Origin of the sequence: Aromatoleum toluolicum (assembly GCF_012911005.2) — a bacterium.
GTDB classification, from domain to species: domain Bacteria; phylum Pseudomonadota; class Gammaproteobacteria; order Burkholderiales; family Rhodocyclaceae; genus Aromatoleum; species Aromatoleum toluolicum.
Window position 1 is genome coordinate 37804 of the sequence record NZ_WTVS01000290.1, and the last position, 19728, is coordinate 57531.

A 19728-nucleotide genomic window follows, 5' to 3' on the forward strand; every position below is an offset into this window, starting at 1 on the left:
CCTCTCCCTGAATCCACCGATGAACCTCACATGATATTCGGGTTCTCGGCACCCCGGCAAACAGGGCGAGGCGTCTATGGCGCGGTCACTTTTTCCGTTTCTTCAGGTCGGTCTCGATGAGTCCCGAAATATAGGTGTTGGCAGGTATTTTCAGATCGTCGCACAAGTCCATCATGCGCTCGTGCAGCTCGGGGTCCATCCGCAGGGATACCGTTCGGCGGTCGCCATAATTGCGAGTTCTACGGCGTTTAGTTCCCTGCCCATCGGCCGACATCTCGGCGTCCTTTGGGTCGGTCATGGCTTGTTCTTTAGCATAGTCAAAGGTTCATCACACAAGTCTAAGCCGACTTGCCTACTGGCGAAAGGCAGAACCAGCCGCCAACTTTCGCGCGCGAAAGTTGGTTAAGGCCAGCGCGCGTAAGTTGACATTTTATAGGGATTACCGTTGAACGTCACCGTTTCGCTGCGGCGACACCGGGCGTTCTCCCGCCTTGTCGGCCGTGATTGCCGTGGCCCGTTCGTGTTGCCGGAGCGTTTCCACCGCACTGGTCTTGTCTTGCTTCGCCGCCACCGCCTTGGCCGCCACCGCCTTGTCGTTGGTGTAGATGCGCAGCTCATGCGAGGCGCGCGTGGCCCCGACATAGAAGCTCCGATCCCCGAAGACCTTGGCCATGTTCTCCAGCGCCCGCTCCTGCTTCTTCTCGCTCTCGGTCTGAGGCGCTCGGATGTGGAAGATGGCCCGGTGCTGAGTCGCGCCCTGGGAGGCGTGAACCGTCTGCGCGTAGGCATGATCCCAATGCTTGTTGCGAGAGAGATCCACTTGGTGCAGTGACACATCCTTGCCTTGCTTCAGCTCCAGCGTCACCTTGTCCCCAGCCACAGCCGTGACGCGCGCCACCTCGCCGTTTTTGAACTCGCCTTCGTTTCGGGTGATACGGATCAGGTCGCCCTTGGCCAGCTCGCGGGTGTCGCGGTCGTACACCTCGATTTTGTTGTGCTTCTTCGGCTGCCATGCGATCACAGAGCCGTCTTCCTTCTGGAGCACCACAGTGCCATTGGGGGCATCCACGGCCGACACGCGCATGTATTCGCCCTTCTTGGCGTCGATCTGCTGGTAGTCCCGCCCGAAGCGCACCACGTCGCCGGCCTTGTAGTATTGCGCCTCCTTCTGCATGGCCCGCGTCCACCCCTTCGAGGTGTAGATTTCGCGTGTGTCCTCGGAGCGCGACAGTTCGCCCTGTTCCTTCAGCCCCTCGCGCACGCCGGCATTGATGGCCCGCCTGTCTTCGTTATAGGCGGTAATGACGATGGTGCGCTCCCGCTCGGCCTTGTCGAGCTTCAAGATGTCCTGCACAACGGCCGCCACCAGGCGGCCCTTGTCGTCCTCGGACTTCTCGGGGATTTCCCGGATCATCCCAGCCTTGTCCATGTACTCGAAGGCCCGTGCGTTGTTGGCCAGCTCCACTTGGGTGAGACGCTGCCCGTCCCCCAGGTTGTCGCGGCCGGTGATGATGTCCACGGCTTGCTTCAGGTCGGCGGTCTTCTGGCGGTTGATTTCGGTCATGTAGGCGGTTTCCATGCCGTCCCGCTGGGCCAGCTCGAAGGGCTTGCCGGCCTCTACACCCTGCAACTGGAGCGTGTCGCCCAGGTACACCACCTTGGCCCCGGCCTTTTCGGCCATGTGGTCGAGCTGGGCCTTCTGGCGCTGCGACAGGAAGGACGATTCATCCACGATCCAGACTTCCGCCTTGCGCTGGAAGTCGGGTGCGTACTGCTTGGCAAACTCGATGTCCTTCTGTAGCTGCCGCTCCTTGATCTGGAACATCGAGACGGTATCAGTAGCAATACCTGTCTCCCTAGCCAGCACCTTGCTGGCCGCCCCGGTCGGAGCCATGCCGCGCACCGTGTAGCCCTGCTCCTGCGCCATTTCGCGCACGCCTTTGAGCATAGTGGTCTTACCCGTCCCGGCAAGGCCCTGCACCGCCACGTAACGATCTTCAGTGGTCAGTACCTTGCTGATGGCCTCCTTCTGGCCTTCGCTGTATTTGAAGCCCTGCCGGCCCTCGGCCTGCGCGATCCGCGCTGCCACCGCTTCCGGCTCCATCATCTTCGGCGTCTGGCCCTTCTGTGCGCGCACTTGGTCGAGTGCCCACATTTCGCTGCCCAGCATCTTCTTGGTCGTGTAGTTGCCGTCAGGCAAGGCCACCAGATCACCATCCTTCTCCAGCTTGTCGAAGGCCCGCTTCACCTCCGATGCCGATACGCGCCCTGCCCCGTGCTCGATGGCCGCCGCCATGAGGTCGTTCTTGGATACCACGGCCTCGCGCTCGATCAGGTGTGCGGCCGCAAAGGACATCGCCTCGCGCCCGGTGAGCTTGTCAGCGCGCACCACACCACCTTGCGCCCGTTGCGCGTCGGCCTTGGCCTGGATGGCGTCGAAGTCGATCCCGATGTCTTTGGCTCGTTCCTTCCAGCTCCCGATCAAGGCTTCATGATCCACGTCCACCTTGCGCGCTCTGGTCTTCAGCGTGGCGTCTTCCTTCTGCTGCGCGCTGGCATCGTCGATGTCCACGCCCTTGGCTTTCAGCGCCGCCTCTATTTCTGCCCGGCGCTGGCTGAAGTGCTCGATCTGCTCGCGGGTGATACCGGCAATCTCGAAGTTGCCTTTCTCGTCGGTGCGGCGAATGTCGTAGCCCAGCGCCTGGAGCCGGTCGGCCAGCTCGGACGTGTAGATGGCCCCGATAACGCGCTGGGCGTTGTAGATTTCTTCATTCGTCAGGGAGCGCCACTGCCCATCCTCCCGCTTGGTGGCGTTCATGATGACGGCGTGCGTATGCGTCTGCGGGTCGAGGTCGCGGCTTGTGTTATGCCGGAACATGGCCACAGTCACGTTGCCGGTCTGTACCGCTTCGGTCTTCCCGTCCACGGTTTGCCGCGTCCTGGCCAGCTCGGTTTCGATGTGGCTGAGTGCCTTCTTGACGGCCGCCTCATGCGCCTCCCGCACGTCCCGCTTGCCGTACACCTCGGCCATGAGAGAAACACTCTTGGGCGCGGAAAACGTCATGTCGGTGCCCGGCCGGTGCTCGCGTTCCTTCTCGCCGGTTTCCTCGTTCTTGACCCACTTGCCCAGCTCTTGGCCATCCACCTTTCCGTTCAACACCTCGAAGAAGGCTTGACGATCAATCTTGCCGGAAAGCCCAAGGTGTTCGGCCCCCTTGCCGAACCACTCGGAATGCTCCAAGCCCTCGTCCTGGGTGTAGTAGTTGTCAGCGGAAAAGTAGTGCAGTGCCTGCCCGGCGCTGCCCACGTTGTTCATGCTAATCATCCCTGTCTTCCTCCCATTGCCGGCACGCTGAAAGCCTTGGTGATCGGTGCATAGCACACCCCCACAATCGCCGCGCAGCCCTGTGCCGTAGCCACCAGTTTGACGGCCTGATTGCCCCCAGCCAAGCGCACGCGCACCGCCACCCGCTCGGTGTAGTAGCGCATGTTCTGGCCCATCGCCTTGTCGAACTTTTCAAGCGGTGGCGGCAGCTCAACGCCGGCCACCGTCACGGCTGGGTTGTCCGTTTTGAAGCTGAAACGGTCGCGGTACAGGTGATAGCCCGGTGCGATGATGTACTCCAGCTCCACCACTCGCGCATCCACCCGGCGAGCCGACACCCGGAAGGCTTCATCAGGTTGCAGCAAGTCCGGCTCGGCCTGCACGGAAACGCAAAAAGCCGCCAAGCAGGCGGCCGCGACGGAATGTAGAAATGCCCGTCTCTGAGTTTTCATTCGGTATCCTCCTATAGCGCATCCGCCAGCGGGTTGGGCTTCTTGCCCTGGCCGGCTGATTTCGCATCTGCATCATCTTTCGCGCGCGAAACCTTCTCGGCTGGCTTGATGATTTCGCCGGTTGCCTTGTCGATCACATCGCCATTTTCGTTGCGCATAACCTCCACCGTAGCCGGCGCGTCCATATCGTCGTCATCCAACATGTCGCCTTGCTCCGGCGCGGCCGGCTGCTGAACTTCAGCGGCGGACGGAGCGGGTGCCGGCGCTGCGGCCGCCGTGGTCGGCTTGAAGCTGATCGCAAAGCCGTCGCGCTCGATGAAGCCGTTGGCCTGTTTCTCTGTCGGCACGTAACCATACTTGACGCGGGCAATGGGATAGTCGCCCGGAACCAGCAGATAGCCGGTCATATCGGGCAACGTCAAAATCTCCGATGTCAGCACAAGGTCGCGCATCTGTCGGCGCGCCATCACGCTCACGCCGTCACGCTGCGAGCTGAGGCCGTAGCTCAATGTTTCATCCTTTTCATCCACCTCGGCCTGTCCCATCAATTCGGCCAACAGCTTCGCCGCAGCTCCATCCGTCACACGCAGCAGCAGCTTCGTTTGGCACCCGGAAATGATCGTCTTGGCCAGATCGTGCCCGTAGATTTCGTAGAGCTGGCTGAAGTCCTGCACGCCCAGCACCATGCACAAACCGTACTTCCGTGTGTTCGTCAGAGCCAGCTTCAGGATGTCGAGTTTTTGGAGTGTCGGCAGCTCGTCAATGCAAAACCAAAGCCGCTCGCGGTGGATCGGCTCCAAGTCAAGCACGGCCTTGATTGCCGTGTCGATCCACAACGACAGAACGGGCTTCAATGCCTCGCGCATCGCTTCCCGTGCTGTGATGAACATCCATGAATCGCCTTCTTCATGTACCCATTTTCGGATGGAGAACGATTCGCCCTCATCTGGCAAAAACCGGAAGGCTTCAAGCTGGTTCTGAACAGTCATCTTGAGTGACATCCCCGTGCGCTCGGTCGTGGGATCAACATAGGTTGCGCCCGCTGTCCCCTGCAACAATGCGTGCATGGCGTCCAGGTTGCTCTTGGCGATAGCGTTGTAGAGGTCGCGGTTCGTGCGGCGGCCCTCGCGCCCCAATACTGCAATCACGTCCTTTAGCACCATCCGGCCCGCAAGCGCCCAAAATGGATCGGACTCGGCCGGATCGGGGATCAGGCCGTTCGCCATGTTGTCGAAGTGGTAGTCCTTGGCGATTTCGTTCCAGATGTTCCAGTTCGGGCTTCTGGAGTCCAGCGGGTTCATCAGGATGTCTTTGCCTTCACGGTAGAACGCCTGGGTGAACTCGCCGGTCGGGTCATACACGATCATCCGCTTGCCACGCGCCCGCACCTGTTTCATGAGTGCGAAAAACTGCTGTGACTTACCCGTACCCTGCGCGCCGGCAAACAGCGTATGCAGCGTCTCTGACTTCACGCGCATGGGCACGCCCGCAATCTCATAAGGGCTTGCCTCGTCGCGGTGTCGGATCAGTCGCGCAAGCTCCTTTCCTTCCACCAGCTTGGCCCCGCGCAGTTGGTTGTCCTGCATCCGTTCACGGCCATAGCCCCACCAGTACAAAGAGATCAGAAACACCACACCGATGGAAGTCAGCAAGCCGAACATGCCGCCGTTGCGCAGCTTTCGCCAAGCATCTTCGGCCATGTCGTCGGTCAGCAAGGCAACCTCGGAAACTTCCATCTTGCGCAGCTCGCCGTTGACGTTCAGCTCCATCTTTCCGGCCGTCATGTAGAGCGCATCCCGCGTGTGCGCCAAGACGTTCCGCTCCAGCGCGTACTTTTCGTCTGCGGTAGTCGCATTCCAGAAGTACGCCGTCGTGACTGCCAGACCGGCCAAGATGGAAATCAGCACAACCGTCCAGATGGCCACCACGAACAGCCTGGCTTGGTGCATCCACAACTCGGCCCCACGGGAGAAGCTACCGGCGCTTCCCTTTTCCTCTCTCTTTGCCATTTCAGCCTCCTTTCACTCGCTTGAGCTTTGCCTTCGCCTTGTTCTGCGCTTCGTACAACTGCTGCACGTCACGCGCCTCAACAATCGCCGCCAGCATGTACTCCGCAGTGAAGACCGAAAGCCACAGTTCATCGGGAATCTCGACCTTTCCGCCACCCTGCCCGCCAGCGCGGATTTCATCGAGAAGGCGGCGCAGCCGCTGCTCGATGTCTTGCACGTTTTCTGCGATCACGCCCTGCACCAGCGTTTGGCGCAAAAACTCGGAAATGCTGATTCCGTGCTCGTTTGCCTTGGTTCGATAGAACCCCGCCGTGTCCTCATCGAGTCGGATGTTGAACCGCTCGGTTGGGCCTTTCCCTGTTCCTTTCGCTCTCGGCATTTTCCTTTACTCCATAAGGGTTTAGGCCATTATAGCATTTTCGGTGTCGCCGCGTTGTCTTTTCGGTGTCGCCACGCTAAAAGGCGCGCCACAGCGCGGCTTTTAGCACCGGCAACCATGTTGCGTGGTGTGTGACCGTTCTTCCGGGGCGCGGGGCTTGCCCTGCGAGCTGGAAGAACGGTGCCGTTCTCTCCCCCAGGCCCTAGTGGAAGAAAACCGCGCATTTGGTAAAATGCAGCCGATCAGGGACGCAGCACGTCCCGCCAGATCAGGCAGGTTTTCCACTAGAACCCACAACGCGAGGTAAGAGCCATGAGTAGTGAAACGACGAATCCGAAGTCAGGCCGCAAGGCCAAGACGCTGGATGAAGAAATCGCAGCACAACGCGAGAAGCTGCGGAAGCTGGAGGAACGACAGCGAGAGCAGCAGCGCAAGGAACGCGAGCGCAACCAGAAGGCAGTGATGGAACTCATCAAGACGGAACGGCTTGATGCGGTTCCATCTGATCTTTGGCGCGAAGCGATGCCAAAGATCAAGGCCCTTCTGGTAGTCGATGCAGCGAAACCGGCAGAGCCGGTGACGCCTGTTCAGACTGCGCCTGAAGTAGCAGCGACGGCCGAGGCCAGCCAGTGAGCGTTTTCCACAAATCCACAGGCCCCGGTGCCCTCGACCGGGGATACCCAAATATCCCAAAGGGAGAGGGTCGCGCCCGGTTTTCCACAAGAGACTTCTTGTGGAAAACTGGAAAAGCGCGAGGGCCTGTGGGGCTTGTGGGAAACGCGGCGGTTGCAGGAGAGACGGCCCGGAGTCCAGAGGCGCGCCTTTGGTCGGCTCCCCTCACGGGGAGACGAAACGGGTGGGGTTGGTTTTTGACTCACCCAGGGGCAGAAGGCTGCAAGCAGCGGACGAGCGTTTTCCACAAATCCACAGGCCCCGTAGCCGTTGCCCGCGATACCTCAATATCGCAAGAGGCAACGGTCGCGCCCGCTTTTCCACAAGAAACCTCTTGTGGGAAAGCGGATCAGCGCGAGGGCCTGTGGAGCTTGTGGGAAACGCGGCGGTTGATAGTGGCACGGTCTAGCGCCCGGAGGGCGCAAGCGAAAGGGATGTGCAAGGCTGCGCAGCAGTCCCCGCAACGCGGGGATGAGCGCGAATGCGCGAACCTGGAGCAGCCCGGTCGGCCCGCAAAGCGGGACGATTCGCCCAACAACGGACGGTGAAGACGATGGAGCAAAGCATCGGGAGCCAGGAGCTATACCAGCACCTGAAGACCCACGGACGCGCGGAAATTGACGGCTGGGCGATTAACGCGGACGGTGCGGAAATTTGGCTCACGAACCCCTACGGCATCGACGTGGGGTTCTACGCAAACAACGCGGAAGGATGCGCCGGCATCCTGGAGCGCATTTCAACTGACGATCACGAAAGGGAATGGGGCACGCTGTAGTGCAGCCATTCAGAATTCAAGGCAACCGACACACGCCACGGAACGGGCGCGGTTGCGTGACAAGGAAAGGCGAAGGCGACGGACGAAGGAAGTCGCCCTCGCCTTTCGCACTTTCCGGCCCTGCGTGACGCGGCACAAGCGCGGAACGAAACAGCAGGACGGAAAGCGGGAGAAGGCGCAAGGCGAACCGCTGCGAAGCAAGGGAAGCCGTATTGCGCCTCCCCGACTTTCGCGTGCGAAAGTTGTACAAAACCGGCAGCGGAGCGGACGGGCCGGGACGGCCGCCGAATGGCGGCAGCGGGAACCGAGACGGCCCGGCGACACGAAGCAGAATGGCAACGGTAGCAGCCTACGGGGCGAGAAGTGGAAAGCCTAGAAGCGATAGCGAATAGGCGATCACCAACTGCGAGCCAGGCCGCGCATTGCGTGGCCTGCGTCTTTCGCGGCGATCCAGATCAAGAGCCGCGAGAAAGGCATACGGCAAGGATGGTGGTCGGCCGAAGGCTGGCCACCATCGAGCCAGTGCAAGCGGAGAGGTTGCGGCCTGAGTTCCGGCGAAGCTGGAACGAAAGACCGGCAAGGAAGCGGAGCGGGAAAACCGGATTGGCACGGTTGGGCCGAAGGGCCAGCCGTGTCAATCCGGCGCTTTTTTGGGGAAGTGCCGCGCAAGGAACTTGCGCATGGTTTTCTCGGTGACGCCAAAGTATTTGGCGAGCTTCGGCGTCGTCAAACCGAGGGCGTGCAGCTCCCCTACTTTGTCGCGTTGAGGGTCGAGCTTGAGGCGGCCGGTGCTGCCTTTGCGCCGGCCGCCGATTCGGCCCTCAAGGCGAGCACGCTGCAAGCCTTCACGGGTGCGCGCACGGGTGAATTCCACCTCGATCATGGAGGCCATAGCGAAAGCGGCGGCCTGAATTTGAGCATTCAGGCTACCGTCCATGACGGTGCCGTTCTTCGTGATGATGATGGTGACGCCGCGCTCGGCGGCAGTCTCCAGAATCGAAAAGACTTGTCCGGGAGACCCGCCCAAGCGGGTGAATTCGGAAGTTAAAAGCAAGTCACCACGCTGGGCCTGCTCCGTTAGGAGCGAGCCCAGCGCGCGTTCCCGCCAGGGAACAGAGCGACTTGCCGTTTCTTCAACGACAACGAGCGGGGCGTAGCCGCGCGAGTTGGCGAAATCCAGCAGGCCAAGCCGCTGGTTCGCCACGTCTTGCGAGTCGCGCGAGACTCGCAAGTATGCGAAGTAACGAGGCACGGCAGATTCACGCGGAGAACATGAGTTTGTAGGCGAGAGGGAAAGCGGCCAGGACGCCCACAATCGGGCACAGGCGGCGGCAGAATGCCGCGCCGGTCTTGGACTGGATGCTGCGAGCGAGAGCGAAGCCCAGCAGCCAGCCAAGGCCCCAGCCGGCGACAAGCACCAGGAGCGCAAAGAAGGTGTTGCGGCTGAAATAGTCGAGGGATGCGGACATCACTCGGTCGGCGGTTTTGTCATCCATGAAGGGCTCCGATCAGTAGACGCAAACGGAGCTGGCCAGCAGGTCAGCGAGTTTGCGGGCTTTGGTGGTCTTGGGCATGGATTGGCCAAAGTCGGTGATCGCGTCCACCAGGACGCGGCACTCGGCTTTGGTCAGTCGCACGCAGGGAATGGGATAGGTAGCGCCATTGCGGAATCGACTGGCCAGCGCCGGCACGGCGCGCAGCCGGCGATTCTCGCAATGCACGGCATCGAGCACGTCGGCCACGGCCACCATGTCGCCGGCTTTGCCGGTGAACATGTGGTCGGCTTGGGCGTGGTCGCCGTCCGAAGTCAGCAGCGCGAAGATGTCGAGCGCCATGATGGGCCGGCGCGTCAGCGGGCGCGCGGAGCGCGCAGCGCGGTGGCCATCAATGGCTCCACAAAGCGCAGCAATGCGCTTTGCTCGTCCACGGTGAAACCGCTGGTCAGGCTGTGCTCGATCAGCTCCAGTGCGGCCTCCTTGTACTCGATGGGGAGAGCACTGAGCATGGCCAGACTGAAAAGGTAGTCCGGGTGCGCGGCGGAAGCGGCGCACTGGAGCAGGATCAGCGCGGCCTCGTTAGACGGGTTTTTTTCGATCAGGTGAAGGGTTGCCCTCACCGGCTCGGGAAAGTCGCTCAAAACGGCTGTATTCGCGCCGTAGATCGGGCGATGCTCGCTCATAAGGGCCTCACGGTAGTTATTTGTCCAGAAAGGGCGAATTTTACCGGATTCGACGGTAATTAAAAGGTACGTTTTAATGCCGCTTTTTCCGGCAGGAAAAACGGTCGTTAAAACTACCGGGCAAAACGCCCCGGAGGGGCGTTTGCCGGGTTTTTCACCCGGCTGGCAGCGGCTACAGCAGGCCGCGTTGAGCGAAGGACACGGACGCCCCGCCGGCGACGATGACGTGATCCAGCACGCGCACGTCCACCAGGGCGAGCGCATCCTTCAGCACTTTGGTCAGGTTCTCATCGGCGCGTGACGGCTCGGGCACCCCGGAGGGGTGGTTGTGCGCGAAGATGACGGCGGCGGCGTTCAGGCGCAGCGAGGTCTTCACCACCTCGCGCGGGTACACGCTGGTCTGCGTCAGCGTGCCCCGGAACAGCTCGATGTACTCGATGACGCGGTTCTGTGCGTCCAGGAAGATGGCCGCGAACACTTCATGCTCCAAGCTCCCAAGGCGCAGCGAGAAGAAGGCGCTGGCGTCAGCCGGCGCGGAAATCAGGCCGTTGCGCATCACCTTTTCGTCAAGGATGGCCAAGGCGGCCTCGATGACTTGGCCGGCGCTGGCCAGTTGAAACTGGCCGTTGTCGTCAATGGTGAAAAGGTCGATGTGCGAAGCAGTCATGTCATGGACTCCAGGAAGTGGGCGGGATTGCCTACTTCCTCTGGATCGGTTCGCAGCGCAGCGGTCAAGGGTGAAACGGCCAGCGGCCGCAAGCGCCCGCCAGGGCGCGCAGCCCTTGACGGCGAGAACGAACTGATACCCTTGGAAGTGACAGGCAACCCCACCCTCTGCACACCACGGACGCCTTTGTGCAGTTGTCTAGCTTTCGCGCGCGAAAGCTCACTTCAGGCCGACAGGCCAGCGCCCGGAGGGCGCAAGCGAAAGGGATGTGCAAGGCTGCGCAGCAGTCCCCGAAGGGGATGAGCGCGAATGCGCGAACCTGGAGCAGCCCGGTCGGCCCGCAACGCGGGACGATTCGCCCGGCAGGATTTCAGGGGTTAGAGGAAGCCAGGGAGAGAGAGGAACACGGGGAAGGAGAAGATCGACCCAGCCAGCAGCAGCGACACAAGGAAGGACGCCGGCAGGACGGCGCGCGCAGCGCGCAGGCTTGCCGGCCCAGCCAGCAGGGCGAAGCCCTGCCCTTCCAGCCCGGCGCAGCCGGGCTTGTCGCCGGCCTACCGCTCCACCTGGGGAGCGGTCGCGGCTACGGCCGCCCTGCCCGCCTCCATAGCAGCATCGGCCCGCTTGTCCAGCAGGGCGCACAGGAAGGCGGCATCGTTGGCCACGTCCACCGGGTCACGGGTCAGCGCGGAGCGCAGCGCGTCTTTCATCCAGTGGGAGGCGGCGGGATCGGCTAAAACTTCGTCAATAGTCGGGACATGGGCGCGGGGCATAGTAGGTGCTCCAGTTGCGGCCGCCACCGGGCGGCCGCGCGTTTCAAAAAAGGGCCAGTTGCGGGGGTTCCGCCTCGGCCAGCTCGGTTTTCACGTCCTCCAGCTCAAGCGTCAGCTTGACCAGAATGGACAGGTCATAGGAAATGTGGGCGTCCTTCAGGCGCAGCGCCGTGCGCAGCGCGCCCAGCGGGTTGTTACCGCTGGAAATGCACACGTCGTAAGCGGACAGGGCCGCTAGGCCCTGCTCGCGGTAGCGCGTATATGTGGCGATGTCGCGCTGTAGCTCGGCCTCGTACTGCTCGATTTTCAGGGCCAGGTACTCGGCCCGGTCGGCCGGGGCCTTCGGGACGCGGTGCCCTAGATGGGGATCGAGGCTTTGCCAGTTGGCGCGGATGCCCACCTTCTCGGCCTCGGGGAATTCCGCGATCAGGGCCGCGACAGCGGCCGGATCGACGGCGGCCACCAGTGCGGCGGCCTGCTCCTGTATAGACATCGGCCGCCCTCCCCTAGCCTTCCAAGCGGGTCAGCAGCGGGACAGCGCCGTAATTCCACCAGTCGAAAACCCGGTGCAGCGTGGCGCGCTGTTCTTCCTCGGTCGCGGTGCTGAAAAGGTTGTGCTGCCGGATCACGCGGCCAGCGTGGAAGGCTTGCAGCACCTCCAGCGGGGACGGGGCACCATCGAGGGCGCGCAGCGCCTCGCGCAGCTCGCCGTCTTTCACGAAGCCAGGCGGGAACGGCTGGCCACGGTCGGCGGCTGCGGTCGCGGCCTGCTCGATGTCGTGCAGTGTCCATTGCTTCATGATTCGATCCAGCAGGGCGGCGCGGCCCTCACGGACTCCCGCGCGCAGCGCGGCCGCTTGTTTTTCCAGTTCCTCGGCGCTGGCCAGCTTGGCGGCCAGCTTGTTGCGCTCGTTGCGGATCGGGTCGCCCACTTCCGGCAGCAGGTCAACCCAAGGCATGAATTTCGGTTGCATGGCTCGTACTCCTTGAGAGGCCCCGGCGAAGCCGGGGCGCGTGCGTTGGTGGGTTAGGCGGTCAGGGTGAAAAGGGCGGTATTTACGGCGGTGCCGGATTCCGCGAAGGTATCGGGGGGCAGGTTCTCCCATTCGCCGCCGTGCTGCTCCACCAGCGGGCGGAGCTGGTCATTCTGGCGGGGGCCGTTGGCGCAGATCGCCACCAGCTTGCCGCCCGGCTTCAGGAAGCGCAGCGCGTGGCGGATGTGCTTGATGTCGTCGGCGTTGGCAAAGGGGGGATTCATCAGAATGCGGTCGAACGATCCCCACAGGGTTTCGGGCGTGCATTGCAGGAAATCACCGATCACCACGGCGCGGCGGTCTGCATCGAGGCGGCCGCCCAAGGCCGCGTTAATCTCCACGGCCACCACTTCGCAGCCCTCGGGCAACTGCTCCAGAATCCGGCCGGTGCCGGCGCTCGGCTCCAGCACGCGCATTCCCGGCTCGATGTCGGCCAGCTCAACCATGCGCGCGGCCAGATCGGCCGGGGTCGGGAAAAGTTGCGGGACGCTCACAACCTGCACGCCGGCTTTGAGCTGGTCGCGCATGGCTTGGAAGTCCTCGGCCATCGCGGCGCGGTTGTCGGTGCTCTCGGTGCTGGCCGGGGCCTGCTCGGCCGTCACCGGGGCCGGGGCCACGGGTTCGCGCTCGAATTTCACCGGCTCGGCCGCCTCGGGCGCGGGCTTGTCCACGCGCTTGGCGTCGGTGATGTAAACCTGCACGATCCGATAGCCGCTATTGGCCAAAAAGGCGGTGCGGTAGCGGTACGCGCCATGCTCGGCCGTGGCTTGCGCGGTGCGGGTGCCCTTGTAATCGGTGGGCTTGCGCTTGTATTCCTCGGCGGTCATTTCGATGAAGCCTTCACCGGGGAAATTCACCAGCGGCGGCAGCTTGGCGGCCTTCTTGACCTTGGCGGCGTCTTCCTCGGTCGGCGCGCGGTAGTCCTTGATTTCCTCAATGCCACGCACGCGCACATAACGGGCGTTCGTGGTCACGCTGTTGATCTGGCCGCCCTTCTTATTGACGCGCATCACCACCAGCCATTCACCATCAACCAGGACACGGCCGCCCGGCTGGATGTCGAAACCCTCGGCCTTCAAACCGCCTTGCTCGTCCAGCATGGCGCGCTCGTAGGCAATCCGGTTTTCATAGTGGGCAATCCAGCGGTCACAGTGGGCAACCGTGGCCGGGTAGGTCTTCTTGGCGGCCTCGATCACTTCGGCCAGGGTGCGCGGCGCGTAGAGGTTCGGATGCGAGCCGTTCAAGGCGTCGTAAGCGGTCGGGGTGTGGCTCCAGTCTTCGCGGTCGCCTTCCTTGCGCGGCAAGTGCAGCCAGCACATGCCAGCGATGCGCAGGGCCACGGCCTTTTGCAGCTCGGCGTCTTGCTCGGCCTCGCATTCAAGCCACAGCTTCAGCCACATTTCGGCCTCTTGCTTGCTGCGCTCCTGTTTGCGCTTGTCGGCCTCCAGCCCCTTGATGCGGCGATGACGGACGGCGGGCAGCTCCTTGTATTTCGCATGACGCAGGGCACCGGCTGCGCGCTGCTTCCAGTATTCGGAGGTTTCCCACATCTGCACGGCGCGGCGCATCCCATTTTCCATGCGCTCGGCGTCCTTGCGGGCCTTGCGTTCGCTGTGATGGCCCACAAGGATGGGTTGCCCGAACTCGAACCGCTGCCCGATGGCCTGCACGGCGTTGCGCGCTGCGCTGGCGTCATGGGCGCGCTTGTCGCTGTAGTCCTCGAAGCGGTCGGCGCGTTCCTCGGCGCGCTCAACTAGGCCCGTGTCCTCGTCGCCAATCTCGCCGCACAGTTCCATCAGGAGGTCTTCGCGGGCCGGCGTCCACATGGGGGCCACGAAAAGCTCTTGACGGGGTGCCCACTTGAAGCCGGCCGCCTTCACGCGCTCATAAGTCGCGCTGTCCAGTCGTGAGGACGGGTAAAGGCGCAGCTTGTTGTCTTCGGGGGAATAGGTGGCGGTCAGCGTTTGCATGGTCGTTTTCCTTATGCGGAGGGTTGAAGATGGTCTAAGCGGCTGGGGTCTGGTCTGCTCACCGTCACCCCTGCCGGGGCATCGCCTCATCACTGAAGCAATGCCTATATTCTACCCGTCAAACTATTGACCGTCAATAGTTTGTGAGAGAAAAAAGCCTGATTTTTCGCGGGTTCCCGGCTTGTGTTTCTTCGGGGTTCAGGCAAGCTACCTTGGAGCCTCGGGGCGGGGTTTGGGGGCCGGAACAGGCCCCCAAGGTGTTGCAGTTGCTCTTGCCCCGCAGGGGCACAAGCTCCCCTGCTCCCCGTCGATTACCCACATGGCCAGCGGAGCGCGGGGCCGGCTTTTGCATCCCACCATCTACCTCGTCGCCTCGGCGTCCAGGGGCACGCAGGACGGGCGCGGTCAAGGGAGAAACCGGAGGCCGCACGCGGAGCGCAGCCCGAAGGGCGAGCACCGAACGGGTGAGGATTTCAGGGCGCAGCCCGGCCCTTGACCGGAGAAGCCCGGCCGGAGGGCACCATGACGACGAATAAAGGCGCGAGGTAGTGGTGGGGTGCGGCCCCGCGCGTAGCGGATTCAGCGCACCAGCGCCGGCACACCACGGATCAGATCCACAGCCCGAACTTTCGCGCGCGAAAGTTCCTCGGTGCGGCCTTCAGGCCGGGCAAGCGGAGCGCGCAGCGCCGGCACGGCGCGGAGGCGTCAGGGATTGACGCCCGAAGGGGCGAGACGCCGCAGGCGGCTCGATGCGCAGCACGAAAGCCCGGCCCCGCAGGGGAGACGCCCTAACGACGGCGGGAATCCTGGTGCAACAGGTCATAGACGCCCTGCCCTTCGCTGTGCTGGCAATACTGGCACCAGCGGAGCATCCCCGCAGCCGTGGCCCGCCATTGCGTCATGCCGCGCTTTGCACACGCCGGGCAAAGCCCACGTTTCGGCTTCCGGGAACCGAAGCCCTGGCCAGCTCTCACGCCCACGGCGCGCACCCGGAAAAGGGCCATGCAGGGACGGCGTAGCCGTGCCGGCCAAGCCCAGCAGGATGCCGCGCGGCGGGGCGCAGCCCCAAGAGCGCCCGCCCGCGCAGGCGGGCGGTGGTCATCAGCATTGCCAGTTGGCACGGAAGCCGCGCCAGTCGCGGGCCACAAAGCCGGTGGCCGATTCGAGCGCGGCGGCCAGGGCCTCGGCGCGCGCATGGGACGAGTGGCGGCGGATCGCGGCCGCGAACTCGGCCAGGGTCAGGCGGGAACCCCAGCGCACCAAGTAGCCCCATGCGGCGATAGCGTGGCGGATCAGTTCGTTGGTGGCAGTGTCGGTAGCGGTCTTGCTCATGGTCATGTCCTTGGGTTGGATGGTCGAGGGTGAGGCTGACGCGCGGGCCTGCTCGCCCTGGTGCGCGTCAGCCGGGTGCAGCGCCGGCCAGCGGCCGGCGCTCCGATTTAGGCGGCGGCCTCCAGCTCGGGCACGGCGCGGGATTCATCCAGGCGCAAGCGGGATTCGGGAACCGGGAACCACGGGCAATCCCAGTCCAGCAGATAGCGCGCGCCGTTCGCGTACTGGCCGCACGGCGAAGCCGGGCGCTGATAGAAGCCGGTGACACGCAAGGGAAACTCAATGCCTGCCGGGTTCGTGTAAATCACTGGATCGCCGGCTTTGAACCGCAAGGGCTGGCCGTTCTCGGGTGCATAGGGCTTTTGCGCGTCGTGCTGGGCGGTGACTTCCTCGGCCCATTCGTGGTGGCTGCTCATGGTGTCGTCCTTCGTGTAGTGGTGGGAGGGAGGCCCGGCCGCGCGTCCAGCGTGGCCGGGCGGCTCGGGTTAGCCCTTCAGGCGGCGCATTTCCTCGGCCAGCACCCACAAGGCGCGGTTCAGCTTAACGCTCTGGTCGATGCCGTTGACCGGGCGCGTCGTGGTGGTGCGGCCGCTGCGGTTGCGGCCGCGCAGTCCGCCCTTCATCATGTTTTCCTGCACGCGGTTGAAGGTCGTCCACATATCGTCGCGGCGATCCTCGAAGCGGCGCGGGGCCAGGATTTGGGATTCAGTCACGGGCACAGCCCCGCTGTCCTGGTCGTCGTACTTCAGGGCCAGTGCAGCGCGGGCAAAGGCGGCCTGCTCGCCCTGGTTGAGCGTGAGCACCTGCATGGCCTCGCGCTGGGTGGTGGCTTCCTCGAAGCTGTCCAGCACCTTGAAAGCGCCTTCGATCACATCGCCCACCACGTCGCCGTTATGGCGCACGCGGATGTCGCTGGTTGTCTCGCCGCATACCATGCCGTTAGAGCACACAAAGCGGAACATGCCGGCCAGCATCTGGTAGCTGCTGGTGCCGTCGTGGCTGTTCAGCAGGATGATTTCATTCGCCTCGCGGCCGGCGATCTGGTCGGCGTGGCGCAGGCGGATCATGTGCTTGGTGTGCTCGCGCTTTTCCTCGTTGCGCACGCGGGTCTGGCAAACCATGAAGGGCTGGAAACCCTCTTTGCGCAGGCCGTTCAGAACGTCAATGGTCGGGATATAGGTGTAACGCGCGGAGCGGCTTTCGTGGGCGGCCTCGGCAAAAATCGAGGGGGCCACGGCGCGGATTTGGTCATCCGACAGGGGCATGTCGGCGCGGATACCGGAAGCATTGCGGAAGCGGCTTGCGAGTTGCATGGTCATTTCTCCAGTGAGTTGATGATGGTCTAGGGATCAAAGGGCCGATAAGCCCGGCCTGCTCGCCGGGCCTGTCGGTTGTTCAGGTCTGCGGCGCGGATTCGCGCAACATCCCTTGAATCTTGGCTTGGAGGTCTTCCAAGCGGGCCACCGCCTCGGCGGTGCCTTCTTCGTTCGGGCAGTAGTCTTTTTTGTCGTCGATGAGGTTTTTCACTGCATATTCCAGATCGAAAAGCTCATCACGGGTAAAGCTGCTGGCCATGATTAGCGGCGGCCTTGACCGGCTTGCTCGGTGCTGTCGTAGTCGCGCATCCAGTCGTCGTGCTCGGCGTTGCCGGGGCCTTGCTGCTGCTGGCCAGCGTCACCGCCTGCACGGTTGCCGCTGGGACGGCCCAGGTACTGCACGCGCTCGGCCTCGAAGTTGAAACCGCCCTTGCGTTCGGCCTGCTTGTACCAGCTACGAATCCGGCCCATCACCGCCACGGTGGAACCCTTCTTCAGAAACTTGGCGTCGTTCTCGGCTTGCTTGCCGTAGGTCGTCACCGGGATGAAGTCGGTTTCTTCGTGCTTCTTGCCGTCGCGGTCGAAATAGACGTTATCCACGGCGACAGTGAAGGTCACGGAAGGCGTGCCGCTGGGCGTGTAGCGCAATTCCACGTCCTTGGTCACGTTGCCCACGATGGTGAAAGTGTTGATGCTGGCCATGATCGAAGCTCCTTTTTTGCTCGGTTGATGGTGGTCTTTGCTGCCTGGTGCAGAACCGTTCTTTGTTCCTACACCATGAGTCATATTGTACCATAAAACTATTGACCGTCAATAGTTTGTGAGAGAGAAAAGCCTGATTTTTCGCGGGTTCCCGGCTTGTGTTTCTTCGGGGTTCAGGCAAGCTACCTTGGAGCCTCGGGGCGGGGTTTGGGGGCCGGAACAGGCCCCCAAGGTGTTGCAGTTGCTCTTGCCCCGCAGGGGCACAAGCTCCCCTGCTCCCCGTCGATTACCCACATGGCCAGCGGAGCGCGGGGCCGGCTTTTGCATCCCACCATCTACCTCGTCGCCTCGGCGTCCAGGGGCACGCAGGACGGGCGCGGTCAAGGGAGAAACCGGAGGCCGCACGCGGAGCGCAGCCCGAAGGGCGAGCACCGAACGGGTGAGGATTTCAGGGCGCAGCCCGGCCCTTGACCGGAGAAGCCCGGCCGGAGGGCACCATGACGACGAATAAAGGCGCGAGGTAGTGGTGGGGTGCGGCCCCGCGCGTAGCGGATTCAGCGCACCAGCGCCGGCACACCACGGATCAGATCCACAGCCTGAACTTTCGCGCGCGAAAGTTCCTCGGTGCGGCCTTCAGGCCGGGCAAGCGGAGCGCGCAGCGCCGGCACGGCGCGGAGGCGTCAGGGATTGACGCCCGAAGGGGCGAGACGCCGCAGGCGGCTCGATGCGCAGCACGAAAGCCCGGCCCCGCAGGGGAGACGCCCAGGGGTTAATACGGCGGGTCGTCATCCAAGCTGTCATCCACAGCCGGAAACGGGTTAATCCGGTAGCCCAAGTCTTCAATGGTACGGGCGTTGTCGGGTAGCTTGTCACGCATCCAAACCGGGATGCGGCCCTGCGCAAACAAATTGCACTCGGTCGGCTCTCGATCAGCGGTCAGCCACTCAACACGGAATGCCTGCCCGCCGAAGCCGATTCCCTCGCCAAGCACATTCCAGGTGTAATGCACGCCCTGGTAGATCACGCGCTGAATATCGGTGGCGTCGGCCAGCTCGGCCCAATAGGACTCCAGTTGCGAGACGGCATCCGATTTCGCCCGCTCGATCCGGGCCAAGGTGTCGGCGTCAGGGGTCGGACTGGCAGAAAAGGACAGGACTTGACGCCAGCCAGCGGCCGCATCCTCATGCGTGAAACCAGCGTGGATTCGCAACGGCTGCTCGGTAAAGCAATGCCGGGTTTCGCGCGTGTCATCGTTGAGGTGGATTTCCACGGACTGCCGCTTCGCCCGCAGCCAAGCCGTTCGCGCGGCCTGCTCCAAGCGGTCAGCCTCGCCCTTCGCGGTCCGACCTTCCGCATCGAGGCGGGATTGTTCGGCGCTGCCATCTTCGGCATCCACGCAGCGCAGAAAAACAGCGCGATGATGCGCTTTCGCGTCCTCCCAAGCCTGGAATTCCTGGGGGACGGCGTGCGGGGCGTCAATGAGGAAAAAATCGACGGTCATGATGTTCTCCGAGTTCCTGTTAATACCGGGCACGGAAAGGCTCGGATTGCCGCCAGTTGCGATCAAAATGGGCCAGATATGCCTTGGCCAGCGCCGGATTATTCCAGTTCACCAGGACATTCTCCGAATTCACGCGCGCGGCCGCGTCGGAGTAGTTGAAGCTCCCCAGCTCGACAGTCTGGCGATCCACGATCAGCACCTTGTCATGGTGGATCGGGTAAGCGGAAATTACGCGCACGTCGCAGCCAGCTTCAGCCAGCGCCGAAAGGGCCGCCCGGCCCTTTCCGCTCCGGTCGTCGGTGACGTTGTTCTTGTAGTCGGCCACCAGGGAAACGGCCACCCCGCGCTTGGCCGCGCGCAGCAGCGCGGCCACCACGCGCGGGCTGGTGAAGCTGTAGGACAGTGCCTTGATGTCTGTCTTCGCGGAGTCGATGACGCGAAGCACCAGGGCCTCGGCCCCGCCTTTGGGAGAAAAGCCCACCTCGATGGAGCCGGCCGCAGGCACGGATACGGGCGCGGCTGTCTCGATGGCATCGGCCAGCTCGCGCAGCACGCCGGGCTTGTAGGCGGAAGCGGAGCCGGCCCAGCTCAAGGCGAGGCCGGCGAGGATCACAGGAAGGAAGCGAGGGGGTTTCATGGGGT

General features: G+C 63.2%; 23 protein-coding genes. 2 read left to right on the forward strand and 21 right to left on the reverse strand.

Going from position 1 to position 19728, the window contains the following annotated elements; translation table 11 throughout:
• Nucleotides 1-85: 85 nt before the first annotated feature.
• The 5 genes from GPA27_RS29020 to GPA27_RS29040 form a co-directional block, all read right to left on the reverse strand.
• Nucleotides 86-298 (reverse strand): hypothetical protein, encoded by a 213-nt coding sequence (locus GPA27_RS29020; RefSeq protein ID WP_009242074.1) that lies wholly within the window; start codon nt 296-298, stop codon nt 86-88.
• 141 nt (nt 299-439) lie between these two features.
• Nucleotides 440-3325 (reverse strand): MobF family relaxase, encoded by a 2886-nt coding sequence (gene mobF, locus GPA27_RS29025; RefSeq protein ID WP_009242073.1) that lies wholly within the window; start codon nt 3323-3325, stop codon nt 440-442.
• Nucleotides 3322-3777, reverse strand: coding sequence for a protein-disulfide reductase DsbD N-terminal domain-containing protein (locus GPA27_RS29030; RefSeq protein ID WP_009242072.1), 456 nt, complete (start codon nt 3775-3777; stop codon nt 3322-3324). The genes mobF and GPA27_RS29030 overlap by 4 nt, the downstream gene beginning before the upstream one ends.
• Nucleotides 3778-3788: 11 nt before the next feature.
• Nucleotides 3789-5786 (reverse strand): type IV secretion system DNA-binding domain-containing protein, encoded by a 1998-nt coding sequence (locus tag GPA27_RS29035; RefSeq protein ID WP_009242071.1) that lies wholly within the window; start codon nt 5784-5786, stop codon nt 3789-3791.
• Nucleotide 5787: 1 nt separating this feature from the next.
• Nucleotides 5788-6165, reverse strand: a complete 378-nt coding sequence (locus GPA27_RS29040; RefSeq protein ID WP_009242070.1) for a plasmid mobilization protein — start codon at nt 6163-6165, stop codon at nt 5788-5790.
• 312 nt (nt 6166-6477) lie between these two features.
• On the opposite strand from GPA27_RS29040, the gene GPA27_RS29045 reads away from it, so the two are divergent.
• Complete coding sequence (locus GPA27_RS29045) at nt 6478-6798, forward strand: hypothetical protein (RefSeq protein WP_009242069.1); 321 nt, start codon at nt 6478-6480, stop codon at nt 6796-6798.
• 592 nt (nt 6799-7390) lie between these two features.
• Complete coding sequence (locus GPA27_RS29050) at nt 7391-7612, forward strand: hypothetical protein (RefSeq protein ID WP_009242067.1); 222 nt, start codon at nt 7391-7393, stop codon at nt 7610-7612.
• Nucleotides 7613-8246: 634 nt separating this feature from the next.
• Here the strand turns inward: GPA27_RS29050 and GPA27_RS29055 are convergent.
• From GPA27_RS29055 to GPA27_RS29130, 16 genes are all read right to left on the reverse strand, one after another.
• Nucleotides 8247-8864, reverse strand: a complete 618-nt coding sequence (locus GPA27_RS29055) for a recombinase family protein (protein WP_009242066.1) — start codon at nt 8862-8864, stop codon at nt 8247-8249.
• A 7-nt stretch (nt 8865-8871) separates the two neighbouring features.
• On the reverse strand, nt 8872-9108 hold the full coding sequence (locus GPA27_RS29060; RefSeq protein ID WP_009242065.1) for a hypothetical protein: 237 nt from the start codon (nt 9106-9108) through the stop codon (nt 8872-8874).
• Between the two features lie 12 nt (nt 9109-9120).
• The gene (locus GPA27_RS29065) at nt 9121-9447 is read right to left on the reverse strand and encodes a ParB N-terminal domain-containing protein (protein ID WP_009242064.1); all 327 of its coding nucleotides are present in this window, start codon (nt 9445-9447) and stop codon (nt 9121-9123) included.
• A 14-nt stretch (nt 9448-9461) separates the two neighbouring features.
• A complete protein-coding gene (locus GPA27_RS29070) occupies nt 9462-9791 on the reverse strand; it encodes a hypothetical protein (RefSeq protein ID WP_009242063.1) in 330 nt (109 codons plus the stop codon).
• A gap of 172 nt (nt 9792-9963) precedes the next feature.
• Nucleotides 9964-10458 carry a RadC family protein gene (gene radC, locus GPA27_RS29075; protein WP_009242062.1) on the reverse strand — a complete coding sequence of 165 codons (495 nt, stop codon included), beginning with the start codon at nt 10456-10458 and terminating at the stop codon, nt 9964-9966.
• A 554-nt stretch (nt 10459-11012) separates the two neighbouring features.
• The gene (locus tag GPA27_RS29080) at nt 11013-11231 is read right to left on the reverse strand and encodes a hypothetical protein (protein WP_009242061.1); all 219 of its coding nucleotides are present in this window, start codon (nt 11229-11231) and stop codon (nt 11013-11015) included.
• A gap of 43 nt (nt 11232-11274) precedes the next feature.
• Nucleotides 11275-11724, reverse strand: a complete 450-nt coding sequence (locus GPA27_RS29085) for a hypothetical protein (RefSeq protein WP_009242060.1) — start codon at nt 11722-11724, stop codon at nt 11275-11277.
• A 13-nt stretch (nt 11725-11737) separates the two neighbouring features.
• The gene (gene kleA, locus GPA27_RS29090) at nt 11738-12205 is read right to left on the reverse strand and encodes a stable inheritance protein KleA (protein ID WP_009242059.1); all 468 of its coding nucleotides are present in this window, start codon (nt 12203-12205) and stop codon (nt 11738-11740) included.
• Nucleotides 12206-12258: 53 nt separating this feature from the next.
• Nucleotides 12259-14235 carry a DUF3560 domain-containing protein gene (locus GPA27_RS29095; protein WP_009242058.1) on the reverse strand — a complete coding sequence of 659 codons (1977 nt, stop codon included), beginning with the start codon at nt 14233-14235 and terminating at the stop codon, nt 12259-12261.
• Nucleotides 14236-15336: 1101 nt separating this feature from the next.
• Nucleotides 15337-15567: a hypothetical protein gene (locus tag GPA27_RS29100; RefSeq protein ID WP_009242149.1), complete on the reverse strand. Its 231-nt coding sequence runs from the start codon at nt 15565-15567 to the stop codon at nt 15337-15339.
• Nucleotides 15568-15674: 107 nt separating this feature from the next.
• Nucleotides 15675-15983: a hypothetical protein gene (locus tag GPA27_RS29105; RefSeq protein WP_009242150.1), complete on the reverse strand. Its 309-nt coding sequence runs from the start codon at nt 15981-15983 to the stop codon at nt 15675-15677.
• A gap of 69 nt (nt 15984-16052) precedes the next feature.
• Complete coding sequence (locus GPA27_RS29110) at nt 16053-16880, reverse strand: DUF932 domain-containing protein (protein WP_009242151.1); 828 nt, start codon at nt 16878-16880, stop codon at nt 16053-16055.
• 82 nt (nt 16881-16962) lie between these two features.
• Nucleotides 16963-17142 carry a hypothetical protein gene (locus GPA27_RS29115; protein WP_009242152.1) on the reverse strand — a complete coding sequence of 60 codons (180 nt, stop codon included), beginning with the start codon at nt 17140-17142 and terminating at the stop codon, nt 16963-16965.
• Nucleotides 17143-17144: 2 nt separating this feature from the next.
• Nucleotides 17145-17585, reverse strand: a complete 441-nt coding sequence (locus GPA27_RS29120) for a single-stranded DNA-binding protein (protein WP_009242153.1) — start codon at nt 17583-17585, stop codon at nt 17145-17147.
• A 769-nt stretch (nt 17586-18354) separates the two neighbouring features.
• A complete protein-coding gene (locus GPA27_RS29125) occupies nt 18355-19086 on the reverse strand; it encodes a hypothetical protein (protein WP_009242156.1) in 732 nt (243 codons plus the stop codon).
• 19 nt (nt 19087-19105) lie between these two features.
• Nucleotides 19106-19723 carry a phospholipase D family nuclease gene (locus GPA27_RS29130; RefSeq protein WP_009242155.1) on the reverse strand — a complete coding sequence of 206 codons (618 nt, stop codon included), beginning with the start codon at nt 19721-19723 and terminating at the stop codon, nt 19106-19108.
• Between the last annotated feature and the right edge of the window lie 5 nt (nt 19724-19728).

Coding starts and splice junctions, on each gene's coding strand:
- GPA27_RS29080 (WP_009242061.1), bottom strand. CDS start 11,231: ATGCCCCGCGCCCATGTCCCGACTATTGACGAAGTTTTAGCCGATCCC.
- GPA27_RS29100 (WP_009242149.1), bottom strand. CDS start 15,567: ATGAGCAAGACCGCTACCGACACTGCCACCAACGAACTGATCCGCCAC.
- GPA27_RS29060 (WP_009242065.1), bottom strand. CDS start 9,108: ATGGATGACAAAACCGCCGACCGAGTGATGTCCGCATCCCTCGACTAT.
- GPA27_RS29045 (WP_009242069.1), top strand. CDS start 6,478: ATGAGTAGTGAAACGACGAATCCGAAGTCAGGCCGCAAGGCCAAGACG.
- mobF (WP_009242073.1), bottom strand. CDS start 3,325: ATGATTAGCATGAACAACGTGGGCAGCGCCGGGCAGGCACTGCACTAC.
- GPA27_RS29120 (WP_009242153.1), bottom strand. CDS start 17,585: ATGGCCAGCATCAACACTTTCACCATCGTGGGCAACGTGACCAAGGAC.
- radC (WP_009242062.1), bottom strand. CDS start 10,458: ATGACTGCTTCGCACATCGACCTTTTCACCATTGACGACAACGGCCAG.
- GPA27_RS29030 (WP_009242072.1), bottom strand. CDS start 3,777: ATGAAAACTCAGAGACGGGCATTTCTACATTCCGTCGCGGCCGCCTGC.
- GPA27_RS29105 (WP_009242150.1), bottom strand. CDS start 15,983: ATGAGCAGCCACCACGAATGGGCCGAGGAAGTCACCGCCCAGCACGAC.
- GPA27_RS29070 (WP_009242063.1), bottom strand. CDS start 9,791: ATGAGCGAGCATCGCCCGATCTACGGCGCGAATACAGCCGTTTTGAGC.
- GPA27_RS29040 (WP_009242070.1), bottom strand. CDS start 6,165: ATGCCGAGAGCGAAAGGAACAGGGAAAGGCCCAACCGAGCGGTTCAAC.
- GPA27_RS29065 (WP_009242064.1), bottom strand. CDS start 9,447: ATGGCGCTCGACATCTTCGCGCTGCTGACTTCGGACGGCGACCACGCC.
- GPA27_RS29115 (WP_009242152.1), bottom strand. CDS start 17,142: ATGGCCAGCAGCTTTACCCGTGATGAGCTTTTCGATCTGGAATATGCA.
- GPA27_RS29130 (WP_009242155.1), bottom strand. CDS start 19,723: ATGAAACCCCCTCGCTTCCTTCCTGTGATCCTCGCCGGCCTCGCCTTG.
- GPA27_RS29110 (WP_009242151.1), bottom strand. CDS start 16,880: ATGCAACTCGCAAGCCGCTTCCGCAATGCTTCCGGTATCCGCGCCGAC.
- GPA27_RS29095 (WP_009242058.1), bottom strand. CDS start 14,235: ATGCAAACGCTGACCGCCACCTATTCCCCCGAAGACAACAAGCTGCGC.
- GPA27_RS29035 (WP_009242071.1), bottom strand. CDS start 5,786: ATGGCAAAGAGAGAGGAAAAGGGAAGCGCCGGTAGCTTCTCCCGTGGG.
- GPA27_RS29125 (WP_009242156.1), bottom strand. CDS start 19,086: ATGACCGTCGATTTTTTCCTCATTGACGCCCCGCACGCCGTCCCCCAG.
- kleA (WP_009242059.1), bottom strand. CDS start 12,205: ATGCAACCGAAATTCATGCCTTGGGTTGACCTGCTGCCGGAAGTGGGC.
- GPA27_RS29020 (WP_009242074.1), bottom strand. CDS start 298: ATGACCGACCCAAAGGACGCCGAGATGTCGGCCGATGGGCAGGGAACT.
- GPA27_RS29050 (WP_009242067.1), top strand. CDS start 7,391: ATGGAGCAAAGCATCGGGAGCCAGGAGCTATACCAGCACCTGAAGACC.
- GPA27_RS29085 (WP_009242060.1), bottom strand. CDS start 11,724: ATGTCTATACAGGAGCAGGCCGCCGCACTGGTGGCCGCCGTCGATCCG.